At 67.2% G+C, this 26,335-nt stretch carries 23 protein-coding genes; 9 read left to right on the forward strand and 14 right to left on the reverse strand.

Annotated features, from left to right (window positions below):
- The first annotated feature begins 106 nt into the window (after positions 1 to 106).
- The 5 genes from ATO3_RS13490 (at position 107) to ATO3_RS13510 (ending at position 6,323) form a co-directional block, all read left to right on the forward strand.
- Positions 107 to 1,684, forward strand: a complete 1,578-nt coding sequence (locus ATO3_RS13490; RefSeq protein WP_088650371.1) for an ABC transporter substrate-binding protein — start codon at positions 107 to 109, stop codon at positions 1,682 to 1,684.
- A 131-nt stretch (positions 1,685 to 1,815) separates the two neighbouring features.
- Positions 1,816 to 2,763 carry an ABC transporter permease gene (locus ATO3_RS13495; protein ID WP_088650372.1) on the forward strand — a complete coding sequence of 316 codons (948 nt, stop codon included), beginning with the start codon at positions 1,816 to 1,818 and terminating at the stop codon, positions 2,761 to 2,763.
- Positions 2,760 to 4,631 carry a dipeptide/oligopeptide/nickel ABC transporter permease/ATP-binding protein gene (locus ATO3_RS13500; protein ID WP_088650373.1) on the forward strand — a complete coding sequence of 624 codons (1,872 nt, stop codon included), beginning with the start codon at positions 2,760 to 2,762 and terminating at the stop codon, positions 4,629 to 4,631. Before ATO3_RS13495 ends, ATO3_RS13500 begins: the two co-directional genes overlap by 4 nt.
- A complete protein-coding gene (locus ATO3_RS13505) occupies positions 4,628 to 5,590 on the forward strand; it encodes an ABC transporter ATP-binding protein (protein ID WP_088650374.1) in 963 nt (320 codons plus the stop codon). The genes ATO3_RS13500 and ATO3_RS13505 overlap by 4 nt, the downstream gene beginning before the upstream one ends.
- On the forward strand, positions 5,559 to 6,323 hold the full coding sequence (locus ATO3_RS13510) for a FadR/GntR family transcriptional regulator (protein WP_088650375.1): 765 nt from the start codon (positions 5,559 to 5,561) through the stop codon (positions 6,321 to 6,323). Before ATO3_RS13505 ends, ATO3_RS13510 begins: the two co-directional genes overlap by 32 nt.
- A 64-nt stretch (positions 6,324 to 6,387) precedes the next feature.
- On the opposite strand, the gene cysK is transcribed toward ATO3_RS13510, so the two are convergent.
- Positions 6,388 to 7,458 carry a cysteine synthase A gene (gene cysK / locus ATO3_RS13515; protein WP_088650376.1) on the reverse strand — a complete coding sequence of 357 codons (1,071 nt, stop codon included), beginning with the start codon at positions 7,456 to 7,458 and terminating at the stop codon, positions 6,388 to 6,390.
- Positions 7,459 to 7,686: 228 nt separating this feature from the next.
- Positions 7,687 to 9,069, reverse strand: a complete 1,383-nt coding sequence (locus tag ATO3_RS13520) for an aspartate aminotransferase family protein (protein WP_088650377.1) — start codon at positions 9,067 to 9,069, stop codon at positions 7,687 to 7,689.
- A gap of 229 nt (positions 9,070 to 9,298) precedes the next feature.
- On the opposite strand from ATO3_RS13520, the gene ATO3_RS13525 reads away from it, so the two are divergent.
- Positions 9,299 to 10,366, forward strand: a complete 1,068-nt coding sequence (locus tag ATO3_RS13525; RefSeq protein ID WP_088650378.1) for an AI-2E family transporter — start codon at positions 9,299 to 9,301, stop codon at positions 10,364 to 10,366.
- A 51-nt stretch (positions 10,367 to 10,417) separates the two neighbouring features.
- Here the strand turns inward: ATO3_RS13525 and ATO3_RS13530 are convergent, their stop codons facing one another.
- The 4 genes from ATO3_RS13530 to allB form a co-directional block, all read right to left on the reverse strand.
- Positions 10,418 to 12,463 (reverse strand): NADH:flavin oxidoreductase, encoded by a 2,046-nt coding sequence (locus ATO3_RS13530; protein WP_088650379.1) that lies wholly within the window; start codon positions 12,461 to 12,463, stop codon positions 10,418 to 10,420.
- 76 nt (positions 12,464 to 12,539) lie between these two features.
- Positions 12,540 to 13,421, reverse strand: a complete 882-nt coding sequence (locus ATO3_RS13535) for an amidohydrolase family protein (protein WP_088650380.1) — start codon at positions 13,419 to 13,421, stop codon at positions 12,540 to 12,542.
- A complete protein-coding gene (locus ATO3_RS13540; protein ID WP_088650381.1) occupies positions 13,418 to 14,449 on the reverse strand; it encodes a Gfo/Idh/MocA family protein in 1,032 nt (343 codons plus the stop codon). The genes ATO3_RS13535 and ATO3_RS13540 overlap by 4 nt, the downstream gene beginning before the upstream one ends.
- Positions 14,443 to 15,858: an allantoinase AllB gene (gene allB / locus ATO3_RS13545; RefSeq protein ID WP_088650382.1), complete on the reverse strand. Its 1,416-nt coding sequence runs from the start codon at positions 15,856 to 15,858 to the stop codon at positions 14,443 to 14,445. Before allB ends, ATO3_RS13540 begins: the two co-directional genes overlap by 7 nt.
- Positions 15,859 to 16,025: 167 nt before the next feature.
- Between allB and ATO3_RS13550 the strand changes: the two genes are divergently transcribed.
- Positions 16,026 to 16,712, forward strand: a complete 687-nt coding sequence (locus ATO3_RS13550; protein WP_158217961.1) for a GntR family transcriptional regulator — start codon at positions 16,026 to 16,028, stop codon at positions 16,710 to 16,712.
- Positions 16,713 to 16,744: 32 nt separating this feature from the next.
- On the opposite strand, the gene ATO3_RS13555 is transcribed toward ATO3_RS13550, so the two are convergent.
- Genes ATO3_RS13555 through ATO3_RS13580 form a run of 6 tightly spaced genes read right to left on the reverse strand, consistent with a single transcriptional unit; the run spans position 16,745 to position 22,363 of the window.
- Entirely contained in the window at positions 16,745 to 17,533 is a 789-nt protein-coding gene (locus ATO3_RS13555; RefSeq protein ID WP_088650384.1) for an SDR family NAD(P)-dependent oxidoreductase, read from the reverse strand.
- Positions 17,530 to 18,327 (reverse strand): ABC transporter permease, encoded by a 798-nt coding sequence (locus ATO3_RS13560; RefSeq protein WP_158217962.1) that lies wholly within the window; start codon positions 18,325 to 18,327, stop codon positions 17,530 to 17,532. The genes ATO3_RS13555 and ATO3_RS13560 overlap by 4 nt, the downstream gene beginning before the upstream one ends.
- Entirely contained in the window at positions 18,320 to 19,093 is a 774-nt protein-coding gene (locus ATO3_RS13565) for an ABC transporter permease (protein ID WP_088650386.1), read from the reverse strand. The genes ATO3_RS13560 and ATO3_RS13565 overlap by 8 nt, the downstream gene beginning before the upstream one ends.
- On the reverse strand, positions 19,090 to 19,857 hold the full coding sequence (locus ATO3_RS13570) for an ABC transporter ATP-binding protein (RefSeq protein WP_088650387.1): 768 nt from the start codon (positions 19,855 to 19,857) through the stop codon (positions 19,090 to 19,092). Before ATO3_RS13570 ends, ATO3_RS13565 begins: the two co-directional genes overlap by 4 nt.
- Positions 19,854 to 21,296, reverse strand: a complete 1,443-nt coding sequence (locus tag ATO3_RS13575) for an amidohydrolase family protein (RefSeq protein WP_158217963.1) — start codon at positions 21,294 to 21,296, stop codon at positions 19,854 to 19,856. The genes ATO3_RS13570 and ATO3_RS13575 overlap by 4 nt, the downstream gene beginning before the upstream one ends.
- Before the next feature lie 11 nt (positions 21,297 to 21,307).
- Complete coding sequence (locus tag ATO3_RS13580; protein ID WP_088650389.1) at positions 21,308 to 22,363, reverse strand: ABC transporter substrate-binding protein; 1,056 nt, start codon at positions 22,361 to 22,363, stop codon at positions 21,308 to 21,310.
- Positions 22,364 to 22,657: 294 nt separating this feature from the next.
- Here ATO3_RS13580 and ATO3_RS13585 point away from each other — a divergent pair, with 294 nt between their 5' ends.
- Together ATO3_RS13585 and ATO3_RS13590 are read left to right on the forward strand one after the other, a co-directional pair.
- Entirely contained in the window at positions 22,658 to 23,332 is a 675-nt protein-coding gene (locus tag ATO3_RS13585; RefSeq protein WP_158217964.1) for a pyroglutamyl-peptidase I family protein, read from the forward strand.
- Positions 23,329 to 24,327, forward strand: a complete 999-nt coding sequence (locus ATO3_RS13590) for an isopenicillin N synthase family dioxygenase (RefSeq protein ID WP_088650391.1) — start codon at positions 23,329 to 23,331, stop codon at positions 24,325 to 24,327. The genes ATO3_RS13585 and ATO3_RS13590 overlap by 4 nt, the downstream gene beginning before the upstream one ends.
- A 219-nt stretch (positions 24,328 to 24,546) precedes the next feature.
- On the opposite strand, the gene ATO3_RS13595 is transcribed toward ATO3_RS13590, so the two are convergent.
- Both ATO3_RS13595 and ATO3_RS13600 read right to left on the reverse strand, forming a co-directional pair.
- Positions 24,547 to 25,074 (reverse strand): hypothetical protein, encoded by a 528-nt coding sequence (locus ATO3_RS13595; protein ID WP_088650392.1) that lies wholly within the window; start codon positions 25,072 to 25,074, stop codon positions 24,547 to 24,549.
- A gap of 244 nt (positions 25,075 to 25,318) precedes the next feature.
- On the reverse strand, positions 25,319 to 26,254 hold the full coding sequence (locus ATO3_RS13600; RefSeq protein ID WP_158217965.1) for a TolB family protein: 936 nt from the start codon (positions 26,252 to 26,254) through the stop codon (positions 25,319 to 25,321).
- Between the last annotated feature and the right edge of the window lie 81 nt (positions 26,255 to 26,335).

Consider the following 26,335-nt stretch of genomic DNA (forward strand, 5'->3'; position numbering starts at 1 on the left):
GCGTCATCCCGTCTGGTCGGCCAACAAATTATCATGAAAAATTGACCGGTACAAATTATCACGATAAATTAGGGATTAACAAAAAATCCAATCGGGAGCCAATGACATGAGCCTTTTCCGCCTGACGCGCCGGACCGTGATGGCCGCCGCGACCTCTTTCCTGGCACTGGGGGCCGCGACGCTGCCCGCCAGCGCTCAGACCCCGCCCGGTGTCCTGATCGTCGGCCAGATCGCCGAGCCGAAGTCGCTGGACCCGGCGGCGGTGACCGCGGTCAACGATTTCCGGATCCTCGTGAACCTCTACGAGGGGCTGGTGCGCTACAAGCCCGGCACGCTTGAGGTCGAACCCCAGCTGGCGACCGGGTGGGAGATTTCCGAGGACGGGACCGAATACACCTTCACCCTGCGCGAGGGCGTGACCTTCCACGACGGCACCCCGTTCAACGCCGAGGCGGTGAAGTTCAACTTCGACCGGATGCTGGATGAAAGCCATCCGTTCCACGACACCGGCCCATTCCCGCTGGCCTTCTTCTTCTCCTCCGTCGAAAAGACCGAAGTGGTCGACGACATGACGGTGAAGTTCACGCTGAGCGCACCTTACGCGCCCTTCCTGTCCAACCTCGCCTATCCCACGGGCCTCATGGTCTCGCCCGCGGCCGTGGAAGCCGGCGGCGCCGATTTCGGGCGCAGCCCGGTGGGCACCGGGCCGTTCACCTTCGCCGAATGGCGCTCGAACGAGGCGGTGGTGATCGAGAAGAACGCCGATTACTGGGGCGAACCGGCCGGCACCGAGGCCGTCGTCTTCCGTCCGATCACCGATGCCAATACCCGCGTGGCCGAGATGCTGGCCGGGGGCATCGACATGATGGTCGAGGTGCCGCCCACGGCACTTGGCCAGTTCCAGGGCGAGAGTTTCAACGTGGTCGAACAGGCGGGCCCGCATGTCTGGTTCCTGATCCTGAACGCCAAGGAAGGCCCCTTTGCCGACAAGGCCGTGCGCCAGGCCGCGAATTACGCGATCAACAAGGAAGCGATCGTCAACGACGTGCTCGAAGGCACAGCCGAGGTCGCCGCCGGCCCCACGCCGCCGGCCTTCGCCTGGGCCTATAACGAGGATCTCGATCCCTATCCCTATGACCCGGAGAAGGCGAAGGACCTGCTCGCCCAGGCCGGGGCCGAGGGCGCCGAGCTGACCTTCTTTGTCACCGAAGGCGGATCCGGCATGCTGGACCCGATCCCGATGGGCACGGCGATCCAGGCCGACCTGAACGCCGTGGGCTTCGACGTCAGCATCGAAACCTATGAATGGAACACCTTCCTCGGAGAGGTGAACCCCGGGCTCGAAGGCAAGGCCGACATGGCCGAGATGGCCTGGATGACCAACGATCCCGATACCCTGCCCTACCTTGCCCTGCGCACCGATGCCTGGCCCGACAAGGGGGGCTTCAACTCGGGTTACTATTCCAACCCAGAGGTCGACGCCCTGCTGGAAGAAGCCCGCACCGCCACCGACCAGGAGACGCGGGCCGAACTCTACAAGCAGATGCAGGAGATCGTGCAGGAGGATGCGCCCTGGGTCTTCGTGGCGAACTGGAAACAGAATGCCGTGACCAGCGACCGCGTCGAGGGCTTCGAACTGGAACCCTCGTTCCTGCTGCAGCTGTCCTCGGTCGTGAAGAACTGATCCTGCCGCGGGCCGGGCGCCAGCCCCGGCCCGCGGGTCAAAACTTTCCCTGAAAGTTTTGCGAAGACTTTTCAGGAAAAGTCTTTCAAACGGCACGGTCCCGCGCGGGCCCAGCGGAGGTTTGAAGACAGATGGGCGCATATATCGTCAAACGGCTGATCTCGGCGATCCCGGTGCTGTTCGGCATCACGGTCATCGTCTTCCTGATCATGGCCATGATCCCCGGGGACCCGGCCACCGCCATCCTGGGCTCTTACGCCACGCCGGAGAATGTCGAGAAGCTGAACCGAGACCTTGGGCTCGATAAACCCATGGTGCAGCGGTATTTCATCTGGCTCGGCAACATGCTGACCGGGGATTTCGGCCGCTCCTTCAGCCTCAACCGCCCGGTGCTGGACGAGATCCTCGAACGGTTCTCGGCCACGCTAATCCTTGCCGGCGTCTCCTTCGTGCTGTGTTCGCTGCTCGGCATCCTTGCCGGGGTCGTTTCGGCCGCCCGGCAATACGGGTTTGCCGACAAGGCGATCACCTTCACCGTGCTGATCGGAATCTCGGTGCCCAGCTTCTTTCTCGGCATGATGATGATCCTGCTTTTCGCGGTGAAACTCCGCTGGCTGCCGGTTTCGGGCATGTATGCCATCTATGGCGGCGGGGATCTGCCCGACCTGATCTATCACCTGATCATGCCCGCCCTGGCGCTGGCTGCCGTCGCCACCGGGGTTGTTGCCCGCCTGTCGCGCTCGGCCATGCTGGAGGTGCTGCGCCAGGATTACATCCGCACCGCCCGCGCCAAGGGCGTGCCCGAGGGCCGCGTGATCTATGGCCATGCGCTCCGCGCGGCCATGGTGTCGATCATCCCCGTGCTTGGCATCCAGGCGGGGTTCGTCCTGTCGGGCGCCGTCTATATCGAGATGGTGTTCCAGTGGCCCGGCATCGGCCGCATGCTCGTCGACGCCATCCTCAAGCGCGACATCCTGCTGGTGCAGGGCGGCGTGGTCTTTGTCGCGGGCTGCTACGTGCTTTTCAACATCGCCGTGGACGTGGCCCAGGGCCTGCTGGATCCGAGGATCAAGACATGACCGCCTTCCTGAAGCTGCTGTTCCGCAACCGGCTGGCCGCGATGGGGGCCGTCGTGATCGCGAGCATCCTCGTGCTGGCCATCCTCACGCCGCTGCTGCCCTTGCCCGAGCCCAATGTCACCAACACCGCCGACCGGTTCCAGCGCCCCTTCACCGAGGGCCACCTGCTGGGCACCGACCACCTGGGCCGGGACCTGCTCTCGCGGCTCCTCTGGGGCACGCGGCTGTCGCTGGCCGTAGGCATCGCCGCGGCCTTTGTCGCCGCCACCATCGGCTCGGCCATCGGGATCATCGCCGGCTATTACGGCGGGCGCACCGACAACCTGATCATGCGCGGCGTCGACATGCTGATGGCCTTTCCCTACATCCTGCTGGCGCTGGCCATCGTCGCCGCCCTCGGCCCCGGGTTGCTGAACGCGCTGATCGCCGTGGCCGCCGTCAACATCCCCTTCTTCGCGCGCAATATCCGGGGCATCACCGTGTCGCTGGCGGGCCGCGAATTCGTGGATGCCGCGCGGCTTGCAGGCAAGGGCCACGCCAGCATCATCCTGACCGAGGTCCTGCCCAACGTGCTGCCGGTCATCGTGATCGCCATGTCCACGACCGTCGGCTGGATGATCCTGGAAACCGCCGGTCTCTCCTTCCTCGGGCTGGGCAGCCAGCCGCCGCAGGCCGATCTCGGCTCCATGCTGGGCGAGGCGCGCGCGGCGCTGATCACCGCGCCGCATACCTCGGTCGTGCCGGGCATCATGATCTTTCTCATCGTGATGAGCGTGAACCTTCTGGGCGACGGGGTGCGCGACGCGCTGGACCCGCGCCTGAAATCCGGCGCGCTCAGCCGGCCGCGCGCCATCACGCAGGTCGACCGCACGTCCCCCGCGCCCGCGACACCGCAGAAGGGCGTGCTGGACCTGCAGGAGCTTGAAACCCAGTTCCACGTCGGCCCGCGCGTCTACCGCGCGGTGGGCGGTGTCTCGCTTCATGTGGAACCCGGCGAATGCCTTGGCGTGATCGGCGAAAGCGGGTCGGGCAAATCCGTCACGGCGCTGTCGGTCATGGGCCTTGTCGCCTCGCCGCCCGGTGTGATCACAGGCGGCGCGGTGAAGTTCGGCGGCGAGGATCTGCTTGGCGCCTCCTACGAGAGCCTGCGCCGAAAGCGCGGCGACAAGGTGGCCTATATCTTCCAGGACCCGCTCGCCACGCTGCACCCGCTTTACAAGGTCGGAGACCAGATGATCGAGGCGATCCAGTCCCACCACAAGGTGTCGAAATCCAAAGCCCGCGCCCGCGCGCTGGAGCTGTTCGAGGCGGTGCGCATCCCCAATCCGACAAGCCGGCTGGACAATTACCCGCACGAAATGTCGGGCGGCATGCGCCAGCGGGTCGGCATCGCCATGGCGATGGTCAACGACCCCGAGGTGATCATCGCGGACGAGCCCACCACCGCCCTGGACGTCACCGTGCAGGCGCAGATCCTCGCCCTGCTCGACGATCTCCGCCGCGAACGCGGGCTGGCGATCGTCTTCATCACCCATGATTTCGGGGTCGTGGCCCAGCTCTGCGACCGGATCGCGGTGATGTACGCGGGCCGCATCGTCGAGGAAGGCCCGACGGCCGCCGTGCTCGACGCGCCGGCGCATCCCTATACCGCCCGCCTGATCGCCTGCGTGCCCGAACTTGGCGGTGGTCGCCGTCGGCTGGAGGCGATCCCCGGCCTGCCCCCGGTGGTCGACAATCTGCCCGAAGGCTGCGCCTTTGCGCCCCGCTGTGCCAAGGCGACGCCCGACTGCCAGCGCGGCGAGATCGCGCTGGAGGGCGCCGGCGCCCGCGCCGTGCGCTGCATCCATCCAGAGGAGGCCGTGGCATGAGCGATCTGGCGCTGAAAGTCACCGACCTGTCCAAGACCTTCCCGCTGGCCAAGCCGCTGTTTCGCGCAGCCCCCCCCGGCGTGCGCGCGGTCCGTCCCATGAGCTTTGACGTGCCCAAGGGCGAAACCCTTGGCATCGTGGGGGAATCCGGCTGCGGGAAATCCACGCTGGCGCGGATGCTGGTGGGGCTGCTGACGCCCACAACCGGCCATATCCAGATCGCCGGCGCCAAGCCCGACCTTGGCGATCCGGCGGCCTTCGGCAAGCTGATCCAGTACGTGTTCCAGGACCCGATCTCGTCCCTGAACCCGCGCAAGACGATCCGCCAGATCATGGAAGCGCCCCTGAGGCAGCTCTACGGCATGGCCAGGGCCGAGCGTGACACCCGCATTGCCCAGATCTTCGACAGCGTAAACCTGCGCGAGGAATTCCTCGACCGCTACCCGCATGAATTCTCGGGCGGGCAGGCCCAGCGGATCGGCATCGCCCGGGCCCTGGCGGCGGCGCCCGAGATCATCGTGCTGGACGAACCGGTCTCGGCGCTGGATGTGTCGGTCCAGGCGCAGGTGCTCAACCTGCTGGCCGACCTGCGCCGCGAATTCGGCCTGACCTACCTGTTCATCAGCCACGACCTGGCGGTGGTCGAGGCGGTCAGCGACCGCGTCGTGGTGTTGTACTTTGGCGCCGTTGTCGAAATCGGCCGGGCCGAGACGATTTTCAACGCGCCCAAACATCCCTATACGAAACTGCTTGCCGACAGTGCCCCTGTCGTCGGCCGGCCGCTCACGGCACCCGAGCAGAAGGGCACCGAGCTGCCCGATCCGCTGAACCCGCCGCCCGGCTGTGCCTTTGCCGGGCGCTGTCCGCGGGCGACCGACATCTGCCGGCGCGACGATCCGGCCCTGACCCTGATGGGAGACGATCAGTTTGCCGCCTGCCACCACCCGATCGAAGACTGAGCCACGGCAAAGCAGGCCGGCCCGGGTCGCCGAAGAGATCAAGGACTGGGTCGTGGAACAGGGCCTGCAACCCGGCGACAGGTTGCCGGGCGAGGCCGAGCTGATGGCCCGCTATTCCATGGCCAAGGGCACGATCCGCGAGGCGATGCGCATCCTCGAGGCCCAGGGCCTGATCAAGACGCGCACCGGCCCCGGCGGCGGATCCTTCGTGCATGAGGTCAGCCGCGGACGGGCCAAGGCGCTTTTGGGAAACTACTTTTACTTCAAGGACCTGACCGTCGGCGACATCTATCAGCTGCGCCGCGCGCTGGAACCGGAACTGGCCGCATCGCTGGCCGGGACCCTGCCCGAGGACGTGCTGGTGGCGCTTGAAGAGAACATCGCGCAATATTCCGAGCCGGCGACGACGCTGGACGAGGAACGCGAACAGCACGTCGCCTCGCTGCAATTCCACGCGATCCTGGCGGAGCAGTCCGGCAATTCGCTGCTCAGCTTCGTGATCGACTTCATGGTCAAGCTGCTGGCGGACCTGACCGTCTACCGCAAGCTTTACGAACCCATCAACCGCGAGCTCTGGGAAAAGGGCCGCGACTACCAGGTGCGGCTGGTGATGGCGCTGCGGGCGGGCGACAAGGGCGCCGCCCGCGCGGTGATGAACGCCCATATGGACACCGCCTGGCGCCTGATGCGCGGCCAGGAGGTGAAGATGATGAAGCGGTTCATCGACGAATAGGTGCGCCGGACCACCCGCAATGAGGCACCCTGCGAAGGGTGACGAATGACCCGCCGCGCAGGGCTCAGCCCATCTGGTAGCCGGGCGTCGACAGGGAAATCTCCGTCTCCTCCTCGTCCATGTCCTCGGGGATCTCCTCGAACAGCGGGGTCGTCATGTAGCGTTCGCCGGTATCGGGCAGCATCGCCAGGATCACCGTGCCGGGCTCGGCGGTCTCCGCCACCTTCATCGCGATGGCAAAGGTCGATCCGCCAGACACACCGGTCAGGATGCCTTCCTTCCGTGCCAGTTCCCGCGCCCAGTGCAGGCCGTCGGAACCGGCAATCGGGATCAGGTCGTCGTAATAGGCCTTGTCGATGGCCTCCTGCAGCACGAAGGGAATGAAATCCGGTGTCCAGCCCTGGATCGGGTGCGGCTCGAACGCCTCGTGGCTGACCGCCGGGCTGTGATCCGCGTCCCGCTCCTGCGCGATGCCCGAGGCCACGATGGCCGCGTTGGCGGGCTCCGTCAGGATGATCTTCGTGTCCGGCATCTCGCGCCGCAGCACGCGGGCCACGCCGGTCACCGTACCGCCGGTCCCGTAGCCGGTGACGAAGTAATCCAGCCTCTTGCCCGCGAAATCCGCGACAATCTCGGGCCCCGTCGTGGCCTCGTGGATGTCGGCGTTCGCCTCGGTCTCGAACTGCCGGGCCAGGAACCAGCCGTTCTTCTCGGCCAGCTCCTTGGCCTTCTGGTACATGCCAAAGCCCTTCTGCGCGCGCGGTGTCAGGATCACCTTGGCGCCCAGCATCCGCATCAGCCGGCGGCGTTCGATCGAGAAGCTGTCGGCCATGGTGATGACCAGCGGATAGCCCTTCTGCGCGCAGACCATGGCCAGCCCGATGCCGGTGTTGCCGCTGGTCGCCTCGACCACGGTCTGGCCGGGTTTCAGCGCGCCGCTCTTCTCGGCGGTCTCGATGATCGACAGGGCCAGCCGGTCCTTGACCGAGGCGGCCGGGTTGAAGAACTCCGCCTTGACGTAGATCTCCACGCCCTCGGGCGCGAGGTTGTTGACCCGCACGACGGGCGTGCCCCCCACGGTTTCAAGGATCGAGCCATAAAGCCCGGGCGTGCGCACAGGTGTCTGATCCGCCATCTGGATTCCCCCCAAGGTTACGTTGCGTGACAATAATCTAGCGATTCCCGCCACGGATTGCGCGGGGGAGTTGCGAGAAAAGAACGCGAAGCGCGGGAAACCGGGACATGCGCGGCCGGCGTTCTGGCGCGGCGCTTGCCCACGGGATCGCGTTGCCGGAAACGGAAACGGGCCGGAATTCTGGAGAATTCCGGCCCGCCTTCAATGCTCTGCCTCAGGGGCCGGGGATCACAGGAATCCTTCGGCCTTGGCCCAGGCATGGCCTTCGTCCAGCGCCGTGCCCAGCCGCTGGCCGATGCGCTCGATGTCGCTCTCGTTGATGATCAGCGGCGGGCAAAGCGCCACGGTCTCGTAGACAGACCGGCAGATCAGCCCGTGATCCTGCGCCGCGCGGGCCACGGCGGCCGCGACCTTGCCGATGGGCGAGAAGGCGGTCTTCGACGCCTTGTCCGCCACGAGCTCCAGCCCGGCGATCAGGCCGGTGCCGCGCGCTTCGCCCACCAGCGGGTGATCGGCGAAGGACTGCACCATGGCCTGGAACGGCGCTTCCATGCGGGCCGCGTTGCCCATCAGGTCCTTTTCCTCGATGATCGCCAGGTTCTCCAGGCCCGCGGCGCAGGCCACCGGATGGCCCGACCCGGTGAAGCCGTGGCCGAAGGTGCCCAGCTTTTCGGTGTTGTCGGCGATCGGGTTGTAGACCTTGTCGTTCACCAGGATCGCGGCAAGCGGCATGTAGGACGAGGTCAGCTGCTTCGAGGTCACGAGGATGTCCGGCTCGAACCCGTACTTCTGACAGCCGAAGGGCGTGCCCAGGCGGCCGAAGCCGTTGATGACCTCGTCCGAGACCAGCAGGATGTCGTATTTCTTGCACAGCTCGGCGATGCCGGGCCAGTAGCCTTCCGGCGGGGTCATCACGCCGCCGGCGCCCATGACCGGTTCACCGATGAAGGCGGCGATGGTCTCGGGGCCTTCGGACAGGATCGTGTCCTCGGCCTCTTTCAGCAGGCGCGCGGTGAACTCGGCCTCGCTCTCGCCCGGCTCGGCCCATTTCCAGTGATGCGGGCAGGTCAGGTGGATCACCGGGATCGCCGGCAGGTCGAAATCCTTGTGGTTGCCCGGCAGGCCGGTCAGCGACCCGCTGGCGATGGTGATCCCGTGATAGCCCTTGTTGCGGGCGAGGAATTTCTTCTTCTCCGGACGGCCGAGCGCATTGTTCATGAACCAGACCATCTTGATGACGGTGTCGTTCGCCTCGGACCCGGAATTGGTGAAGAACACCCGGTTCAGCCCCTCGGGCGTCATCTCCACCAGCTTTTCGGCCAGCTTGATCGACGGCGCATGCGCCTTGTGCGCGAAGGAATGGTAATAGGGCAGCTCCAGCATCTGCTTGTATGCCGCCTCGGCGATGCGGGACTCGGAGAAGCCGACAGCCACCGACCACAGCCCGGCCATGCCCTCGATGTATTCCTTGCCCTCGCTGTCGTAGACATGAATGCCGTCACCCTTGGTGATGATCATCGGCCCCTGCTGCTCATGCGCCCTCATGTTGGTGTAGGGATGCATGCTGTGGGCGATGTCCGATGCATGGAGAGAGTTGGGAATGCGGTTCATCAGACGGACCTCCGGGCTGAATTTAGAGAACGGGCGACGGGCGGGATGCCCGAAACTGGCGGCCCGTCCGATTCCCGCGGACTATGCCGCCTTGCAAGGGGGCGCGGCAATGGGCAAGCGACATGACACCACGGATTGAAGCCCCGCAAAGACGTCCCTGCGACGGTTTCGGTGATTGCGGTGGCAGCACGCGCGTGCCACTCCTGGACGAACCGCAAGAGAGGCGACGATGAAGGACGCACCGCTGCTCAACCTTGTCCTGTCGCTGATCCTCGTGCTGGTGGTCGGCTATCTTCTGGTCATTGGCCGGTCGATCCTGGTGCCCATCGTGACGGCGGTGATCTCGGTCTACCTGATGGGCTCGGCCACCGAAGCGCTCAGCCGCCTGCCGGTGCTGCGCCATTTTCCCACCGTTCTTCTGCGGGCCTGCGTGCTTTTTGTCTTCGCCGCCGTGGTCTATGTCTTCGCCGTCGTCGTCGCCGCCACCGTGCGCGACATCGCCGCCGTCGCCCCGATCTACCAGGAAAACGTCGAGACGCTGATCTCGCGCCTCGAAACCCGCATCGACGCCGCGAATATCGACGTGGATGCGCGCGAGGTGATCTCGGACGCGGTTTCGGTCACCTTCGGCAGCCTCGATTTGCGGGCGACGATCCTGTCGGTGCTGGGCAGCTTCACCATCGTCGGCATGTCGATCTTCCTGGTCGTGGTCTACGCCGGCTTCCTGATGGCCGAACGCAGCAGTTTCGCGGCCAAGATCACCGCCGCCTTCGGGGATCCCCACCGCTCGGACCAGATCACGCGGATCATCGGGGACATCAACCGGCGGATCGGCGAATACCTTTCGGTCAAGACGCTGATCAACCTGATCCTCGGTGCCATCTGCCTGGGTATCCTGCTGTTCTTCGGCGCGGATTTCGCCCTGTTCTGGGCGATCGTGATCGCGCTGCTGAACTACATTCCCTATGTCGGCTCGCTGCTGGCGGTGGCCTTTCCCGTGGCGCTGGCGCTGGCCCAGACCGGGTCGCTGCTTCACACCGCGCTGCTGGCCGGCTGCCTGATCACCGCGCAGGTCGTGGTCGGCAACTGGCTGGAGCCGCGGATGATCGGGCGCCAGATGAACCTCAGCCCCTTTGTCGTGCTGGTGGCCCTGTCGGTCTGGTCGGCGATCTGGGGTGTGCCGGGCGCCATCCTGGCCGTACCGATGACGGCGATGATCACCATCGTGCTGGGCGCCTTTCCGGCGACCCGGTTCTGCGCCGTCCTCCTCGCCGCCCGCATCGACGAAGAGCACTGAGGCCCCGGCGATCCGCCCGGGTCCCCCGGCCCCCTTCCCTGATCCGGCCGCCTAAAGCACCTTGCACAGCCGCAGCGCGTCGTAGACCGCCGCGTGGGTGTTCCGCGCCGCCACCGCGTCGCCGATCCGGAACAGCCGGAACCGCCCCTCCGGGTTGCGCGCCACCGCCTGCGGCCGCCCCTCGATCAGGGCGGCGTAATCGACCTCGCCCAGGTTGGACGACAGCGGCCGCAACGCGACGTAGAGATCGTCCAGCGGCCGCGTGCCCGCGTTCACCACCACCTGGTCCACGCGCCGCTCCTGCGTGACCCCGGTGAAATCGCTGCCCAGCGTCGCCACCAGCTCATTCCCGTCGCGCCGCACCGCCTCCAGCTTCCAGGTCACGGTGAACCTCACGTCCATCTGCTGCAGCTTTCGCATCGCGGGCGTCAGCGTCATCGACATCACTTCGGATGAAATCCCCCGGTCGCGCGTCACGAATTCCACCTTTGCCCCGGTGGCGCCGATGGTCTCGGCCGCCTGCAGCGCCGCGGAATCCCCGGCATCGTCATGGATCAGCACGTTGGTCCCCGGTTGCGCATCGCCCGACAGGATATCCCAGGCCGACACCACCAGCTCTTCACCCGCGATCCCGCCGGTGTGCGGCAGCCCGCCGGTGGCCACGATCACCACGTCCGGCGCGTCCCCGGTCACCGTGTCGGCTTCGGCGAAGGAATTGTAGCGAAAGGCCACCCCCAGCCGTTCGCATTCCGCCACGCGCCAGTCGATCAGCGACATCATCTCGGCCCGTCGCGGCGTCCGCGCGGTCAGCCGCACCTGCCCGCCGGGATCGCCCGCCGCCTCGTGCACCACGACATCATGCCCGCGCGCACCGCAGACCCGCGCCGCCTCCAGCCCCGCCGGCCCGGCGCCGACGATCACCACCTTGCGCCGCGTCTCCGCCTTCGGCACCTCGTGCGGCTGTTCCAGTTCGCGCCCCGTCGCCGGGTTGTGCAGGCACAGCGCCATGCCGCCCTGGTAGATCCGGTCGAGACAATAATTCGCCCCGACGCAGGGCCTGATCCGCTCCTCCTCGCCGCGCAGGATCTTGGCGACGATATGCGGGTCCGCGAGATGCGCGCGGGTCATGCCGACCATGTCCAGCTTGCCCGCGGCGATCGCGTGGCGCGCCGTGGCCACGTCCTGGATCCGCGCGGCGTGGAAGGTCGGGAACTCGGTCGCCGCGCGCAGTTCCCCCGCGAAATCCAGGTGCGGCGCGCTGCGCATCCCCTGCACCGGGATCACGTCGGTCAGGGCGGCATCCGTTTCGATATGCCCGCGCGTGACGTTCAGGAAATCGACCATCCCGCTGTCCCGCAGCCGGCGCGAGATTTCCAGACCGTCGGCCCTGGTCAGCCCCCCGGCCATGACCTCGTCACCGGAATAGCGGACACCCACGATGAATTCCGGCCCCACCCGGTCACGGATCGCGCGCAGCACGTCGAAGGTGAACCGTAGCCGATTGTCGAGGCTACCACCGTAGTCGCCCTCCAGCTGGTTCGTCGCGGGCGACCAGAACTGGTCCATCAGGTGGCCGTAGGCCTCCATCTCGATCCCGTCCAGACCGGCGGCCTGCATCCGCTCTGCCGCGTCGGCATAGTCGCCCACGATCCGCGCGATGTCCCAGTCCTCGATCACCTTCGGAAAGGCCCGGTGCGCCGGTTCGCGTTCCGCCGTCGGGGACAGCACCGGCAACCAGTCGCCCTGGTCCCACCGCGTGCGCCGGCCCAGGTGCGTCAGCTGGATCATCACCGCAGCGCCGTGATCGTGGCATTCGTCCACCAGCTGTTTCATCCAGCCCACGACCTCGTCCTTCCAGGCGAGGATGTTGTTGAACGCCGGCGGGCTGTCGCGCGAGACCGAGGCCGAGCCGGCCGTCATCGTCATCGCCACGCCCGCCCGGGCGCGTTCCACGTGATAGGCGCGATAGCGGTCCTTCGGCATGCCGTCCTCGGCATAGGCCGGTTCGTGGCTGGTGATCATCAGCCGGTTCTTCAGGGTGAGGTGTTTCAGCCGGTAGGGCTGCAGCAGCGGGTCGCGGCTCTGGTCCTGGGTCATGGGTGTTTCCTCGGGTGTGCGCGCGACCTTTCCGGGAAAGGCGGAGCCTGTCAAACCCGACCGCAGCCGCGGCACCCTAGACCCGGTAGACCCGGCGCGCCGTGTCGTGAAACAGGTGACGCTGATCCGGCTCCGGCCAGCGCGCGGTGATCCGTTTCACCGCCGCCAGCGACTCGGGTCCCGGGCAATGGCGGTCGTGCACCGGCCAGTCGGTGCCAAAGGCCATCCGCTCTGCCCCGAAGGCGACATATAGCGGGTCCAGCACCATGGCCAGGCACCGGTCGCTGCAATCCTCGACCAGACAATGCAGGGCCGAGACCTTCATGTGGCAGCCCGGATGCGCCGCCAGCAGGGCAATGCCCCGGTACCAGGCGCGCAGCCCCTCCTCGGACTGGTCGTTCGGGCTGCCGCAATGTTCGACAACCGTAATCAAATCAGGGACAGACTTCAGCAAATGGGACACATCTTCCATTTGTCCCGGTCGCAGCATCAGGTCAAAGACAAGGCCCCGGCGCTCCAGCTCCTTCAGGCCATTCAGGAACCCGGGCCGGTCCAGCAGATCCGGCGCGCGGGCCGGAGACGGTGTCCCGGGCGCGTGGGCGACGATATCGCGGATGCCCCGCAGCGCCGGGCTGATCGCCTGCAGACGGTCCAGCCGCCGGGCGATATCGGGCGCGTCCAGCGGCGCATGGGCGACAAGCCCGGTGTTCACGCGCCCGTTGCTGGCAAGCCGCAGCGCCTCCGCCTCGGCCAGCTCGGCCTCGGGATCGCATGACAGCCCCTCGATCCAGATCGTCCCGGCGAAGGCACCGCCAAAGACCGCCCGATGCGCCAGCGCATGGCCCGATCCGCGCAGGTCCCGCATCTCCGGCTCGTCCAGCCACGGCCGGGCGCCGGACGTGCAATCCCACAGGTGATGATGCGCGTCAAAGACAGGTCCCTGGTAGACGGGGATCATGCGACCGGCCTCTCCGGCACCCCGCTGACCAGCGAGGCCTCGGCCGCGTCAAGCAGCGCCACGGCACGGCGCGCATCCTCCAGCGTCACCGCCGGCGTCTCGCCCGAGATGCAGCAATCCAGGAAATGATCCACCTCGGCCCGCAGCGCCCCGCGCACGCGGCCATGCACCACCGGCTGATGCCGGATCCCGGCGGCGCGAAAGCCCTCCGCCCCCGCGAATGCCACCAGCGGCTGCATCCTCAGTCCCATATCGTTCGACACGAACCCCTCCTCCCCGAAGACCTCCAGCCGGTTGTTTCCGGCTCCCTGCCATCCTTCAGGCGTGTCAAACCCGGCATAGCCCGGTGGCAAAGTCCAGCCACTTTCAACCATTGCGACAATACCGTCCGAAAAACGTATTATTGTGAACACATGGTCGTCCAAGCCGTGTCGCTCGTGAATCGCGCCCCGCGCGGCCATGGCAAAGACGCTGTCGACCGGCGCGGGATGGACCCAGCGCGCCAGGTCGAAATCATGCACCGCGAGGATCCGCAGCGTCGAGGAAATGCCGGCGAACCGCTCAACCCCGCCGGGAGAAAACTGCCGTCGGGCCACGATCGTCGACACCCGCCCCGGCGTGCCCTGGCGCACCGCCTCGATCAGCCCGGCAGAGCCCGGCTCGAACCGTTCGACATGAGCCGCCATGGCGCAGATCCCGGCGTCCTGCACCAGCGCCTGCATCGCCTCCATTTCCCGCAGCGAGGGCGCGACGGGCTTTTCCACCAGCACATGCCGCCCGGCGCCCACCGCTGCCGCAAGCTGGTGCAGGTGCTCCGATTCCGGCGTGGCGATGACAACCGCATCCATCGGGCAGGCAAAGAACGCCTGTTCCGAGGTGAAGACCTGCGCGCCATGGGCGCAGGCCGCCGCGCGGTCGGCGTTGTGATCACACACCGCGACAAGCGCCCCGCGCCCGGATTCCGCAACGATCCGAGCATGCCAGGACCCGATCGCGCCACAGCCGATCACGCCGACCCGGATCACCACGGGCGCTGACCGGGCTGCAGGACCGCCTCGGTCGTCGTGGCGGTGTTGCGCGGCGCGGGCGCCGGCATCTCCGGGCGCAGCTGCCGGCCCGTGCCGGGGTCCGCCACCACCGCGCCGTCCACCGCCACCGTCCGCCCGCGCACCAGCGTGCGCACCACGGACCCGGTGACCGTCCAGCCGTCATAGGGCGTCAGCTTCCCGCGCGAGGCGAGGCCCGCATTTGTGATCACATGGCTCTTGCCGGGATCCACCAGCGTAATGTCCGCCTCGGCCCCCACCCGGATCACGCCCTTGCGGCCATAAAGCCCGAAGGCCTTCGCCGGCGCCACGCTCATCACCCGCACGAGATCCTCCAGCGTCATCCGCCCCTCGGACACCGCGTGCAGCATCAGCGGGACCGAGGTTTGCACGCCGGGAAAGCCACAGGCCATGTCCCAGATCGTCTCGCCGTCCTTCTCGTCCACGCCGTGCGGCGCGTGATCGGTCGCGACCATGTCGATCGTGCCGTCCAGAAGCGCAGCCCAGATCGGCTCCTGGTGGGATTTCTGCCGGATCGGCGGGTTCATCCGCAGGATATGGCCGCCGGGCTCCAGCATCTCCTCGGCGGACAGGTACAGGTACTGCGGCAGCGTCTCGACCGTGATGTCGACGCCGCGCGATTTGAACCACTGGATATAGGGGATCGAGGCGGCGCAGCTTTCATGCACGATATGAATTCGCGCGCCGGTCCAGTCCGCCAGCACGGCGGATCGGTTCAGCGCCTCGACAGCGACGACATCGGTCCGCGCGGCAAGATGGGCATAGGCATCCGTGCGCCCCGCCGCCTTCATCTTGTTCTGGCGCCAGAACAGGATCGGAGAATTCTCGGCATGGATCGAACAGCGCAGGCCCAGTTTCGCCAGGATCTCGAACCCCTCCAGAACCGCCCCGTCCGACGGGCAGGGCAGATCGCCGGTGGTGTTGCCGAGAAACAGCTTGAAGCCGATGACACCGGCCTCGGCCAGGGGTTCCAACTGATCCAGGTTGTGTTCGCCCAGCAGCCCGTAAATCCCGTAGTCGACGATGCTTTTCGCCTCTGCCTCCGCCGCCTTCTGCCGGAAATGCGGCAGCGTATCGACGGGCGGCACCGTGTTCGGCATGTCGAAAATCGTGGTCACCCCGCCCAGCGCGGCGGCCTGGCTGCCGGTCAGCCAATCCTCCTTGTGGGTCATGCCCGGATCGCGGAAATGCACATGCACGTCGATGATCCCGGGCAGCGCATACAGCCCGTCGGCGTCGATCACCTCATCCGCCGCGCCCAGGGTGCCGGGCGCGCCCAGCGCGGCGATCCGCCCCTCCTCGATCCGGATGTCGGCGCGCTGCCGGCCATCCGCGTTCACGATGGTCGCCCCGGTGATCAAAGTGGTCATATGGTATTCCTTCGTTCGCCTTGCCCGGGCTTTGCAGTCCCGATCCTTGCATTCCGTATCCCAAGCGGGAAAAGCTGATCCGACGCGGCAGGCGGATGGGTCGGAGCGACGTGACGGAGACTGGCAGGATCCCGAGGGCGGGTCAAAACCCCGTGCAGAAGGCCGGCATGGCCGCCGGCGGCGCGCTGCTGGCCAGCGATCATGCCTATGCCGTGATCCGGCGCGATATCCTGCTGGGGGTCTTTCCCCCGGGCACCCACCTGCGCTTTGCCGAGCTGCGCCGGCGTTATGACATTGGCGCCAGCCCCCTGCGCGAGGCGCTGTTCCGGCTGACCTCGGAGCACCTGGTGCTGCAGGAAAGCAACCGGGGCTTTCGCGTGCCGCAGCTGTCGCGGACCGAATGGGCCGACGTGGTGGCGATGCGGCGGCGGCTGGAACCGGCGGCAGCCGAGGCGTCGATCCTGGCCGGAAGCGAGGATTGGGAGGAAGAGCTTTTGCTGGCCCATCGCCGGCTGAAGCGGCTTGGCCCGCCGTCGAAACTGGTGCGGCCACTGGCGCAGGCCAGTTCGTCGGCGCAATGGGAGGACCACCACCGGACGTTCCACGCGACGCTGATATCGGCCTGCGGATCGCCCTGGACGATGCGGTTCATCGGCCTGCTGTCGGACCAGTTCGACCGCTATCGCCGCTTTGCCATGCCTGCGCCCGCCGTGCAGGAGGTGCTGGCCGGACAACATGACGAGATGCTCGAAGCCGCGCTGGCGCGCGAGGGGTGGAAGGCGCGCGAAGTGCTTGATGCGCATATTCAAATGACCTGCGACGCGGTCGGGGAAGCGCTGAAGCGGATTCTCTGATATGGGACACGGACCGCTGAGAATGGGACACATCAGACGATCGTGCCCCCGTCCACCAGCAGGTCCTGCCCGGTGACGTTCCGCCCGCCGGGGCCCATCAGGTACACCACCGCCAGCGCCACGTCCTGATCCGTGCTGAATTGCCCCAGCGCCGAGGTGGCGCGGAAGCGGTCGACCGCCTCTTCGGGCGCGATGCCCTCGCGCGCGGCCTGTTCGCCCAGCTGCCGGGTCAGGCGCGGGCCTTCGACCCCGCCGGGCGACACCATGTTGACCCGCACGCCATATGCCCCAGCCTCGAGCGCGGCGGATTTCGTCAGCCCCCGCAGCGCCCACTTGGTGGAGCCATAGGCCGAGGCCTGGCGCACGCCCTTGAAACCGAAGGTGCCGCCGATGTTGATGACACAGCCCCGGCCCTGGCCGTTCATCACCGGCAGCAGGTGTTTCATCGTCAGGAAGGGGCCGGTGACATTGACGGCATAGACCTCTTCGAATTCGGCAAGGTCATGATCCCACAACATCTTCCCGGACGGCCCGGTGCCGCCGGCGATATTGACCAGCCCCCAGTGGTCCGAGGGGATCGCCCGCTGCGCCTTGGCCACGGCTGTGATCACAGCGGCCTCGTCGGTGACATCGCAAGGCACCACGGCGGCGCGGCGGCCCATGGCGCGGACCTCCTCGGCCACGCGGTCGCAGGCTGCGGTGTCGCGTCCGGCCAGCACGATGTCCGCCCCGGCGCCGGCCAGTTCCAATGTGATCACACGCCCCGTGCCCTTGGCCGCGCCGGTGACAAAGATCGTCTGCCCCGCGAGCGCGCCGCTCATCCTGCCAGCCTCCGTTCCGCCTGCGTGGTCAGGGCAAAGAAGGCCACGGCCGAGATGACCGAGGTGACGACGCCGGCCCACATCCTGGGCTGGTCCCGGTAGGACGACGCTTCGAGGATGAAGGTGCCGATCCCCGGCGCGCCGGAGAGCCATTCGGCCAGCATCGCCGACAGCACCGCCCCGGCGGAGGCGAGGCGGATGCCGGTGAAGACGTAAGGCAGCGCGTAGGGCAGCCGGACCTTGTGGAAGGTCTGGCCCCAGGTGGCACCGGCGACGCGCATCAGCTCAAGCGCGTTCGGCGGGGTTGAGCCGAGCCCCTTCGCCGCGTTCACCATGATCGGAAAGAAGGAGACCATGACCACGACGGCGATGGAGGTCGTGAGCCCCCGGCCGAAGATCAGGATCAGGATCGGCGCGATGGCCAGGATCGGCGCGGTGCGCAGGATGATGACCAGCGGCAGCAGGGCGCGCGACAGAAGCGGCGACAGGGTGAACAGCCCGGCGAGGATCAGCGCAAGGATCAGCGCCAACCCCATGCCCAGCAGGACCGAGCGCAGGGTATAGGCGATAGATGAGACAATCTCTTGAAAATGGGACACAAACGCCCCGGCCACCGCACCCGGCGTGGGCGCGATGAAGGCGGGGACCTGCCACCAGAAGATGATCGCCTGCCAAAGCGCGACGATCACCGCGACGGCCAGCAAGAGCTTGACCAGACCCGTCAGTCTGCCGGACCGCGCCATGGCGAAGGGGCGGCGCGGCGGGGCGGGCGCGTCGGAGGTCGCCTCAGCCATCGGTCCCCCCGGCATCGCCCCGGACCTCCCATGTGATCACACGGGATTCCACCAGCGCGATCAGGCCGTAGGCCAGGGCCGAAAGGCCGCAGACCGTCAGGATCGTCAGCCAGACCACCGGCACGTTGAAGGAAAACAGCGCATAGATCATCATCGCGCCCAGGCCGCGTTCGGCGCCGATCCATTCCGCGATCAGCGCGCCCAGCAGGGCCAGCGGCGCGGCGATCTTCATCGCCTGGAAGATATAGGGCAGCGCGGCGGGGACCGACAGAAGGCGCAGGCGCTGCATGGGCGTGGCGGCCATGACGTGGAACAGCTGCCGCGTGCTGGCATCTGTGGCGCGAAACCCCTTCACAGTGCCCAGCAGCAGCGGAAAGAACGAGGCGATGGCCGAGAGCGTCACATGCAGCAGCATCCCCTGCCCCAGCCAGATCACGAAGATCGGCGCCAGCGCGATCAGCGGAAAGCAATCGACCAGCAGGCCGAAGCTGATGATCGGGCGTTCGGCGCCGTGGAAGCGCAGGGCGACAGAGGCCAGCGCCCCCGCCACCAGCCCGGCGCAGAGATAGCCCAGCAGGGCCGAGCGCAGCGTCGCGGCCCCATGGTAGACGAGATCGGCGAATTGGGCAGGGATGACGGCCAGCACCTGGGTCGGCGCGGGGACGGTGATGGGCAGGAGGCCGGCGGCCTTGGCGGCCTCCATCAGCAGGGCGAGGCCCAGCAGCACCAGCGCGGGCGGCAATGCGCTGCGCAGGCCGGCGGTCATGCGGCTGTCCTTTCCCCGCTGAACAGCGCGGCGCGGACCGCGTTTTCATGGGCGTGGAAGGCGGGGTCCTGCATCAGGTCCAGCGCGCGGGGGCGCGGCAGGTCGATGTCGATGCGGTCCGCCACCTGGCCCGGGTTGGCCGACAGCACCAGCACGCGGTCGGCCATGAAGACCGCCTCGCTGATCGAATGGGTGACCAGAACGGCGGTGGTGCCGGTCTCACGCCAGATGTTCAGCAGTTCGATGTTCATCTTCTGCCGGGTGATTTCGTCAAGCGCGCCAAAGGGTTCGTCCATCAGCAGCACCTTCGGCGACAGGGCCAGCGCCCGCGCGATGGCGACGCGCTGCTGCATCCCCCCCGAAAGTTGCGCGGGGCGGGCCTGTTCGAAGCCCTTGAGCCCCACAAGCTCCACCAGCTCTTCGGGCTGGCGGGCGGCGGGCTGGCCGGCGACCTCGACCGGCAGGCGGATGTTCTCGACCACGGAGCGCCAGGGTAGCAGGGTCGGATCCTGGAAGACGAAGCCGATCTCGTGCCGCTTGCGGGCGGCATCGGGGGCGTGATCGCCGATCCGGATCTCGCCGGAGGTCGGCGCAAGCACATCGGCGATCAGGCGCAGCAGCGTGGATTTCCCGCAGCCCGACGGACCGATCAGCGCGGTGAAGCTGCCCGAGGGCAGGACGGCGTCGATGCCGCGCAGGGCGGTGATCTTGCGGTGGCCGATGTCGAACATCATGCCGACATCCGATAGGGTGATGTCGCTCATGCCTCCTGCCTTTCGCGGTCGGGCGCGTGGCAATGGCAGCCGGCGCCGTAATAGGCGATGCGCGCGGCCTCGGCCCTTGCGGCGGCATCGGTGTCGATGTCGGTCATCTTTGCGCGGGCTTCGTCCAGCAGGGCGGCCTCGGCGGCGGGCAGGTCGATGCCGGTGACATGGCCATGCTCGACCACCGCGCGGCCACCGACATACAATGCCTCGACATCCGCCTTGGTGGCCCGGGTCAGCAACATGTCGAAGACATCGGCCCGGCCCGGCAGGACGTCGTGCAGGATGCGCCCGGTCTTCAGCACCAGCAGGTCGGCGGGGGCGCCGGGGGTGACGGTGCCGCCGTCGTTGGGCCCGAGGATCGCGCGGCGGCCGTCGGACAGCACCGCCTGCCAGAGACGGTCGGGCGAGACGATCCGGTCGAGGCCGAAGCCGCGTTGCAGCTGCCAGAGCAGGCGGAGTTCGCGCAGGGCGTCCTCGTCATCGTCGAAGGCCATGCCGTCCAGGCCCATGCCCCAGCCCAGACCGGTGTCCATGAAGGTCTTCACCGGGGCGATGCCCGAGCGCAGCCGCAGGTTGGACGAGGTGTTGACCGACACCATCGCGCCGCGTTCGGCCAGCAGGGCGCAATCGTCGGCATCCAGATACACGCCATGGGCCAAGGTCAGCCGGGGCGACAGCAGGCCGATCCGGTCGAGATGCGGGATCAGGCCACCGGGATAGGTGGCGTCGGCCCATTGCCGCTGCGTCTCGGTTTCGAAGAGATGCATGTGAACGCGGCGATCCAGCCGCTCGGAGCGCTCGGCGATGGTGGCGAGCACGTCGTCATCCACCCATTGCGGGCCGGTCGGGCAGTATTGCGGCAGGAACCAGGGCGAGGCGAGGTCGAAGATGCGCTCGGCATCCTCCAGCTGCCTGTCCCAGCTGGGGCGGTTGGCGACCTTCGCCTTCAGAGCCTCGGCCTGCGCGGGCGGCAGAGCGTCGAGAAAGGCGGCGGGGTCGCCATAGGTCAGCGGGTTGCGCCCGGCGATCGGCACGGCGAAGGCGACGCGCACGCCGATATCCCTGGCGGCCTTCGCGACGGCCTCGGCCTCCTGCACAAGGCGCGCGGGATCCTGGGCATTGTGGCAATGGTTGATTACGCCGATGCCGGATTGCGCCATGCGGGCCAGCGCCACGGCGGCGCGCAGATAGGGATCGACCTTGGGTTCGAATTCCAGCCGGGCGATCCACAGCTCGAGCGTGTCGTCACCGGCGCCGAAGGCCGCGCTGCGCAGGCCCCGCCCATGGTCATGGGCGTTGCACAGCGCGGGCATCATCACGAGGCCACTGCCGCCGGGGCCCGGTTCGACCGCCGTCACCTTTTCGCCAAAGCTGACCCGTTTCGGGCCACCCGCGCCGGGGCCGCGCAGCAGGGCATCGCACTCCAGGGTGGTCACGCCGCCGGCCATCAGCTGAGTGATGCGTGAGCTTCGCGGATCAGGTCCTGGGTCATCACGTCATCCACGGTGATCGCGCCCTCCTCGACCTCGCCCGCCGCGACGATGGAGGCGATACCCTCTTCGAACACACCCGGGTCGATCCACAGCAGCCCGTTCTCGGCGGCGTCGCCCACGGGCACGAAGTCGGACATCATCAGCGATTCCGCCGTCTGCGCCTGAAGGTCGAGGCCGCGCTGGCCATATTTCTCGACCATCAGCTGAGCCATCTCCTTGGGGTGGTCGAGGTGCCATTGCCAGCCCCGGATCTCGGCCCGCAGCCAGCGGATCAGCAGGTCGGGGTCAGTTTCGACCTGTTCCTTCGTGGCGATCAGCACGCCGGCATAGCCGGGCACGCCTAGGTCGTTCATGTAGGCGACCTCGATATCGACGCCGCGGGTCTGCAGCATCACGCCCTGGTTCGTGGCCCAGCCGTAGTAGCCATCGACCTGGCCCGCGGCGAGGATGCCGGGATCGGTGCCGACGGGGACATAGGTGACCGAGGCCGGGTCGATCCCCGCGGCCTCCAACAGGCCCGACATCTGGGGCCGCACCCCGTCGGGCAGGGCGATGGTCTTGCCGGGGAAATCCTCCAGCCCCTTGATCGGGTTTTCGGCCAGCGACATGACCGCGCCCGGGGCCTTTTGCATGATGGCGCCGAAGGCCATCACCGGCACGTCGCGGATATTGGCCCGGATCACGCCCTGCACGTCGGTGTCCGAGGTCGTCGCCTGGCCCGAGGCCACGGCCACGTCGGAACCGATACCGTTGGGACCGCCGGCGAGGAATTCGGCCTCGATGCCTTCTTCGGCGAAATAGCCCTGTTCGATCCCGGCGAAATGGCCGCCGAACTGGATCGACTTCACCCAGCCCAGCTGATGCGTGACCTTGTCCATGTCCTGCGCGGCGGCGCGGCCGGGCAGGCCCATGGGCAGCATCATCACCCCGGCCCCGGCGGTCGCGGATTTCAGAAGGTGGCGGCGGGACAGGCGGGGGGCGGACAGCAGTCGGAACTTGGGAGAGGTCATGAGCAGGCCTTTCGAAGCATCGATCGGAACGGGCGGTGAGGGCACCCTTGCCCCGAGCCAAGCACCGGATCAGCCCTGCACAAAGCGCCGCGCGTCCAGCCATGGTCCGGATTTTCGATAATCCTGACATTGTCGATCATTTCGCCCATTCCGCCCGCAGCTGCACAGATGTTGCGCATCACGTGAATTGTGCACGGGGGGCCTGTCATGGTCGGATGGACGAAGGACGCCTGAACGCGGGAGGGATCGGAACATGATCATGCGAATCGAATGCCAGCGCGGGGGACAGAGCTGATGGGCACGATACTTGTCACCGGGTCCAAGCCCTTTGCCGGGCTGCCCGACAGCCCCTCGCAGAAGCTGCTGGCGAAGGTCGACGGGCTGGAGATCGGCCCGCACAAGGTCGTCGCCGTCGCGACCGAGGTGAAGCTGGCCGAGGTGCCGGGCAACATCCGGCGGCTGGTGGCCAAGCACCGGCCGGTGGGGCTCGTGGCCCTTGGCCTCGCTCCCGGAGAGCCGGTGCTGCGCTGCGAGACGGCGTCGATCAACCGGCTGGATTTCGGCGTGGCGGACAATTTCGGCGAGCGGCCCACCGATGGCCGCCCGATCGAACCCGACGGGCCGGACGGGCGGCTGGCCACCTGGGATGCCGGCGCGCTGGTGCGCGCGATGCGCGACGCCGGGCACCCGGCGCGGGTGTCACATTTCGCCGGCACCCATCTGTGCAACGCCACGCTTTATTGCGCGCTTGGCGCGATGGCGGCCGAGGGGCTGGGCGGACCCACCGGCTTCTTCCACCTGCCCTACCTGCCCGAACAGGTCGTGCGCTTCATGGATACCGCACCCCCGGGCGGTGACCTGGCGCCGATGACCCCGCGCGCCCTGCCGTCCATGGCGCTGGCCGACCAGGCCGCGGCGCTGAAGATCCTTCTTGAAACGCTTCTGCCAGACGAGGGAGACACCCCATGACCAAGCTTCCCACCGCCTATGATCAGGCCCGGGGCATCGACGTGACCGAGATCCCGGTGATCGACCTGCATCCCTTTCGGTCCGGCGGGCTGGCGGCCCGGCAGAAGGTCGCCGCCAAGATCGCCGAGGCCTGCCGCAGGGTCGGGTTCTTCTACATCACCGGCCACGGGGTTTCGCAGGGGCTGATCGACGACGCCTTTGGCGCCAACAAGGCGTTCTTTGACCAACCGTTTGAAAAGCGGATGGAAAGTGCTGCGACGCGCGACCATTGGCGGGGCTATGTGCCGTCGAAGATGGAAGGCGAAGGCGGCGCGGTGGGCGGGTCGATCCAGACCTATCGCCTGATGCTGGACCTGGCCGCCAACGACCCCGACGTGCTGATGGGCAAGCCGATGCATCAGCCCAACCGCTGGGTCGATCACCTGCCGGGCTTCAACGACACTGTACAGGCCTATATGGCCGAGATGGAGGTGCTGTCGAACGTGCTGCGCCGCGCCTTCGCGCTGGGTCTGGACCTGCCGGAGGAGTTCTTTGAACCCTTCTACCGCCGCCCGCTGATCCAGCAGAGCCTGCTTTACTACCCGCCCGCCGACAGGCCCGAGGACGTGCAGATCGGCGCGGGCGAACACCGTGACACCGGCGCCTTCACCATCCTGATGCAGGACGAGACAGGCGGGCTAGAGGTCGGGCACCTGGAGCATGAATGGGTCGCCGCGCCGCCGATCCGGGGAAGCTATGTCATCAACATCGGCGACATGATGATGCGCTGGACCAACGGGCGGTTCGTGTCCACGCTGCACCGGGTCGTCAACCGCGCCACGACCGCGCGCTACTCGATGCCGTATTTCGCCAACCCCGATTACGAGGCGATCATCGCCCCGGTCCCGCAGCTGATCGAGCCGGGGACCGAGGCGGCCTATCCGCCCATCCATTTCGGCCAGTACATGGACGATTTCTACAAGATGGGCATGGCCTACCTGGACCGCGTGGCCTGACAGCCAGAACTTGCGGCGCTCGACAGCCGCAACCACTTCTGGTGGATGACAAACCGGCTTGGCAGGACCCGGGGAACGCGCGGCAAGATGTTCTGGCCGACACGCGGGTCTGCCGGCCGCCAGCTCAATGGCACAGGGGCCACGGGACCTCCATGGTCCCGCAGCCCCTGTTCCGTCTCATGTCATCGGCGCGCCGCCGTCACGCGGCACCGCCCCCGGTCAGGAGCTTTGCGCCGCGATGCATTCCTTGGCCATTTCGATCGCCTCGGCGCTGCCGTCCAGGCTGATCGTCACCTCGATCTCTTCCTTCGGGAAGGCGATGATCTCGGTCACCTCTTCGGACTGGGCAAAGAGATCGAAACTGTCAGCCAGCAGGTAGCCGCCCGAATAGGCGTCCGACTTGTGCCGCTGCCAGGGCCAGAGGCGTCCGGTGTGGGTCTGGCCTGCGACCTCGACGGTCAGCTTCTCGCGCTTGCCGCGCAGATCCTCGGGGATCAGGGCATAGACGGCGATATAGGCGTGCTTGTTGTCCTCGGTCAGGCCGATCTGCACGACATTGCCGGAGGCGTCGGTCTTTTCCACCAGGCAGCTGCCGCGGCTCACGTCGGTGAAGACATACCAGTCGCCGCTGTGCCCGAACGCGGTAAAGGTGTCGCCCTGGGCCGGCAGCTTGGGATCCTCGGCGAAGGCCGCGGTGGCGAAAAGGACGGGCGCCGCAAGAGCGGCCAGTCGCGAGAGTTTGATCACATTATCACCCTGTAGTTGAACAAAAAGGTGCCGACATTCATCCCGAATCCGGATGAAAAGGCAATCCTTCATTCAGAAACAATCACCTAGACACAATAGACGCTATCGCCCGCAAAACGGCACTTGGCTGGCAATTCATCCGGATCATTCGCTGGGCGTGCAATTCGCCTTCCACAATGCACTTTTGCATGAGGGGCGCAGAATGGCACCGGATACCGCCCGCAGCATCGGTTACGGGGCCGTCTTATGCGCCCTGCATCCGGGTCGGTGATGGCCACGCGCCCCTGTAGGCCCCATTCGGCATCGCATCGGCGGCATCGACCGGGAGGCCGAAACTGGAAAACACGAAGCGCCGGCCGTCCGGCGACCAGCACGGTGCATTCATCGAGCCGTGCCCGCCGATGGCGCTGCGCAGCCGGCGCGACGGCCCGCCTTCGGCCGGCATCACCCGCAGCGCCACGGGCTGGCGCGCCGGGTGCCCGCGCGTCCCGCGAGGATAGCTGAGATAGCAGACATGGCGCCCGTCGGGCGATGGATGCGGGAACCAGTCCTCGCCCTCGGGTTCGGTCATCTGCTGCAGCCCGGTGCCATCGACGCGCATCCGCCACAGCGCCATCTGGCCGCAGCGGTCCGAGTTGAACCAGATCCATTTGCCGTCGGCCGAGAATTCCGGCGCGTCGTAAATGTGGCCGGTGCCCTCCTCGGCCTGGATCACGATGCGTTCGCGCCCGCCCTCGGCCGCGCAGGTCCCGATGGCCCAGCGGCCCTTGCGCTCGCAGGCGTAGATGATCGTGCTGCTGTCGGGCGACCAGCCGTGGAACCAGGCCGGCACCTCGGCCACCGCCAGTTCGGCCGAGCACCGGTCCATCCGCATGACATAGACCGCGGCCCGGCCAAGCTCCGTCTTGTGCGTCAGCGCCAGCCGGGTCCCGTCGGGCGATATCGCCTGATCGTTGTGCGAGGATTGCAGGAGGTCGACGAAGATCTGTTCTAGCACCCGCTTCTCGCGGTCGAGCATGATCCGGTAGAGCCGCCCCGCCGCATTGGCGATCAGGTAGCGGCCGCAGGGCGACCACGAGGGCGACTGAAGCGGCAGGTTGGTCTGCAACAGCGTCTCGGACCTGCCCGTGGCAACATCCACTGCCTCCAGCCGCACAATGCTGTCCAGTGCCCCGGTCATGCGCGCAACGTCGTGAAAAACATGTTGCTCCTCCGGCCCAAAAGGCCATTTCCTGCATCCAGACAGTCTGTCTCTAATTCG

It is taken from the genome of Marinibacterium profundimaris (assembly GCF_002210095.1).
GTDB lineage: Bacteria > Pseudomonadota > Alphaproteobacteria > Rhodobacterales > Rhodobacteraceae > Marinibacterium > Marinibacterium profundimaris.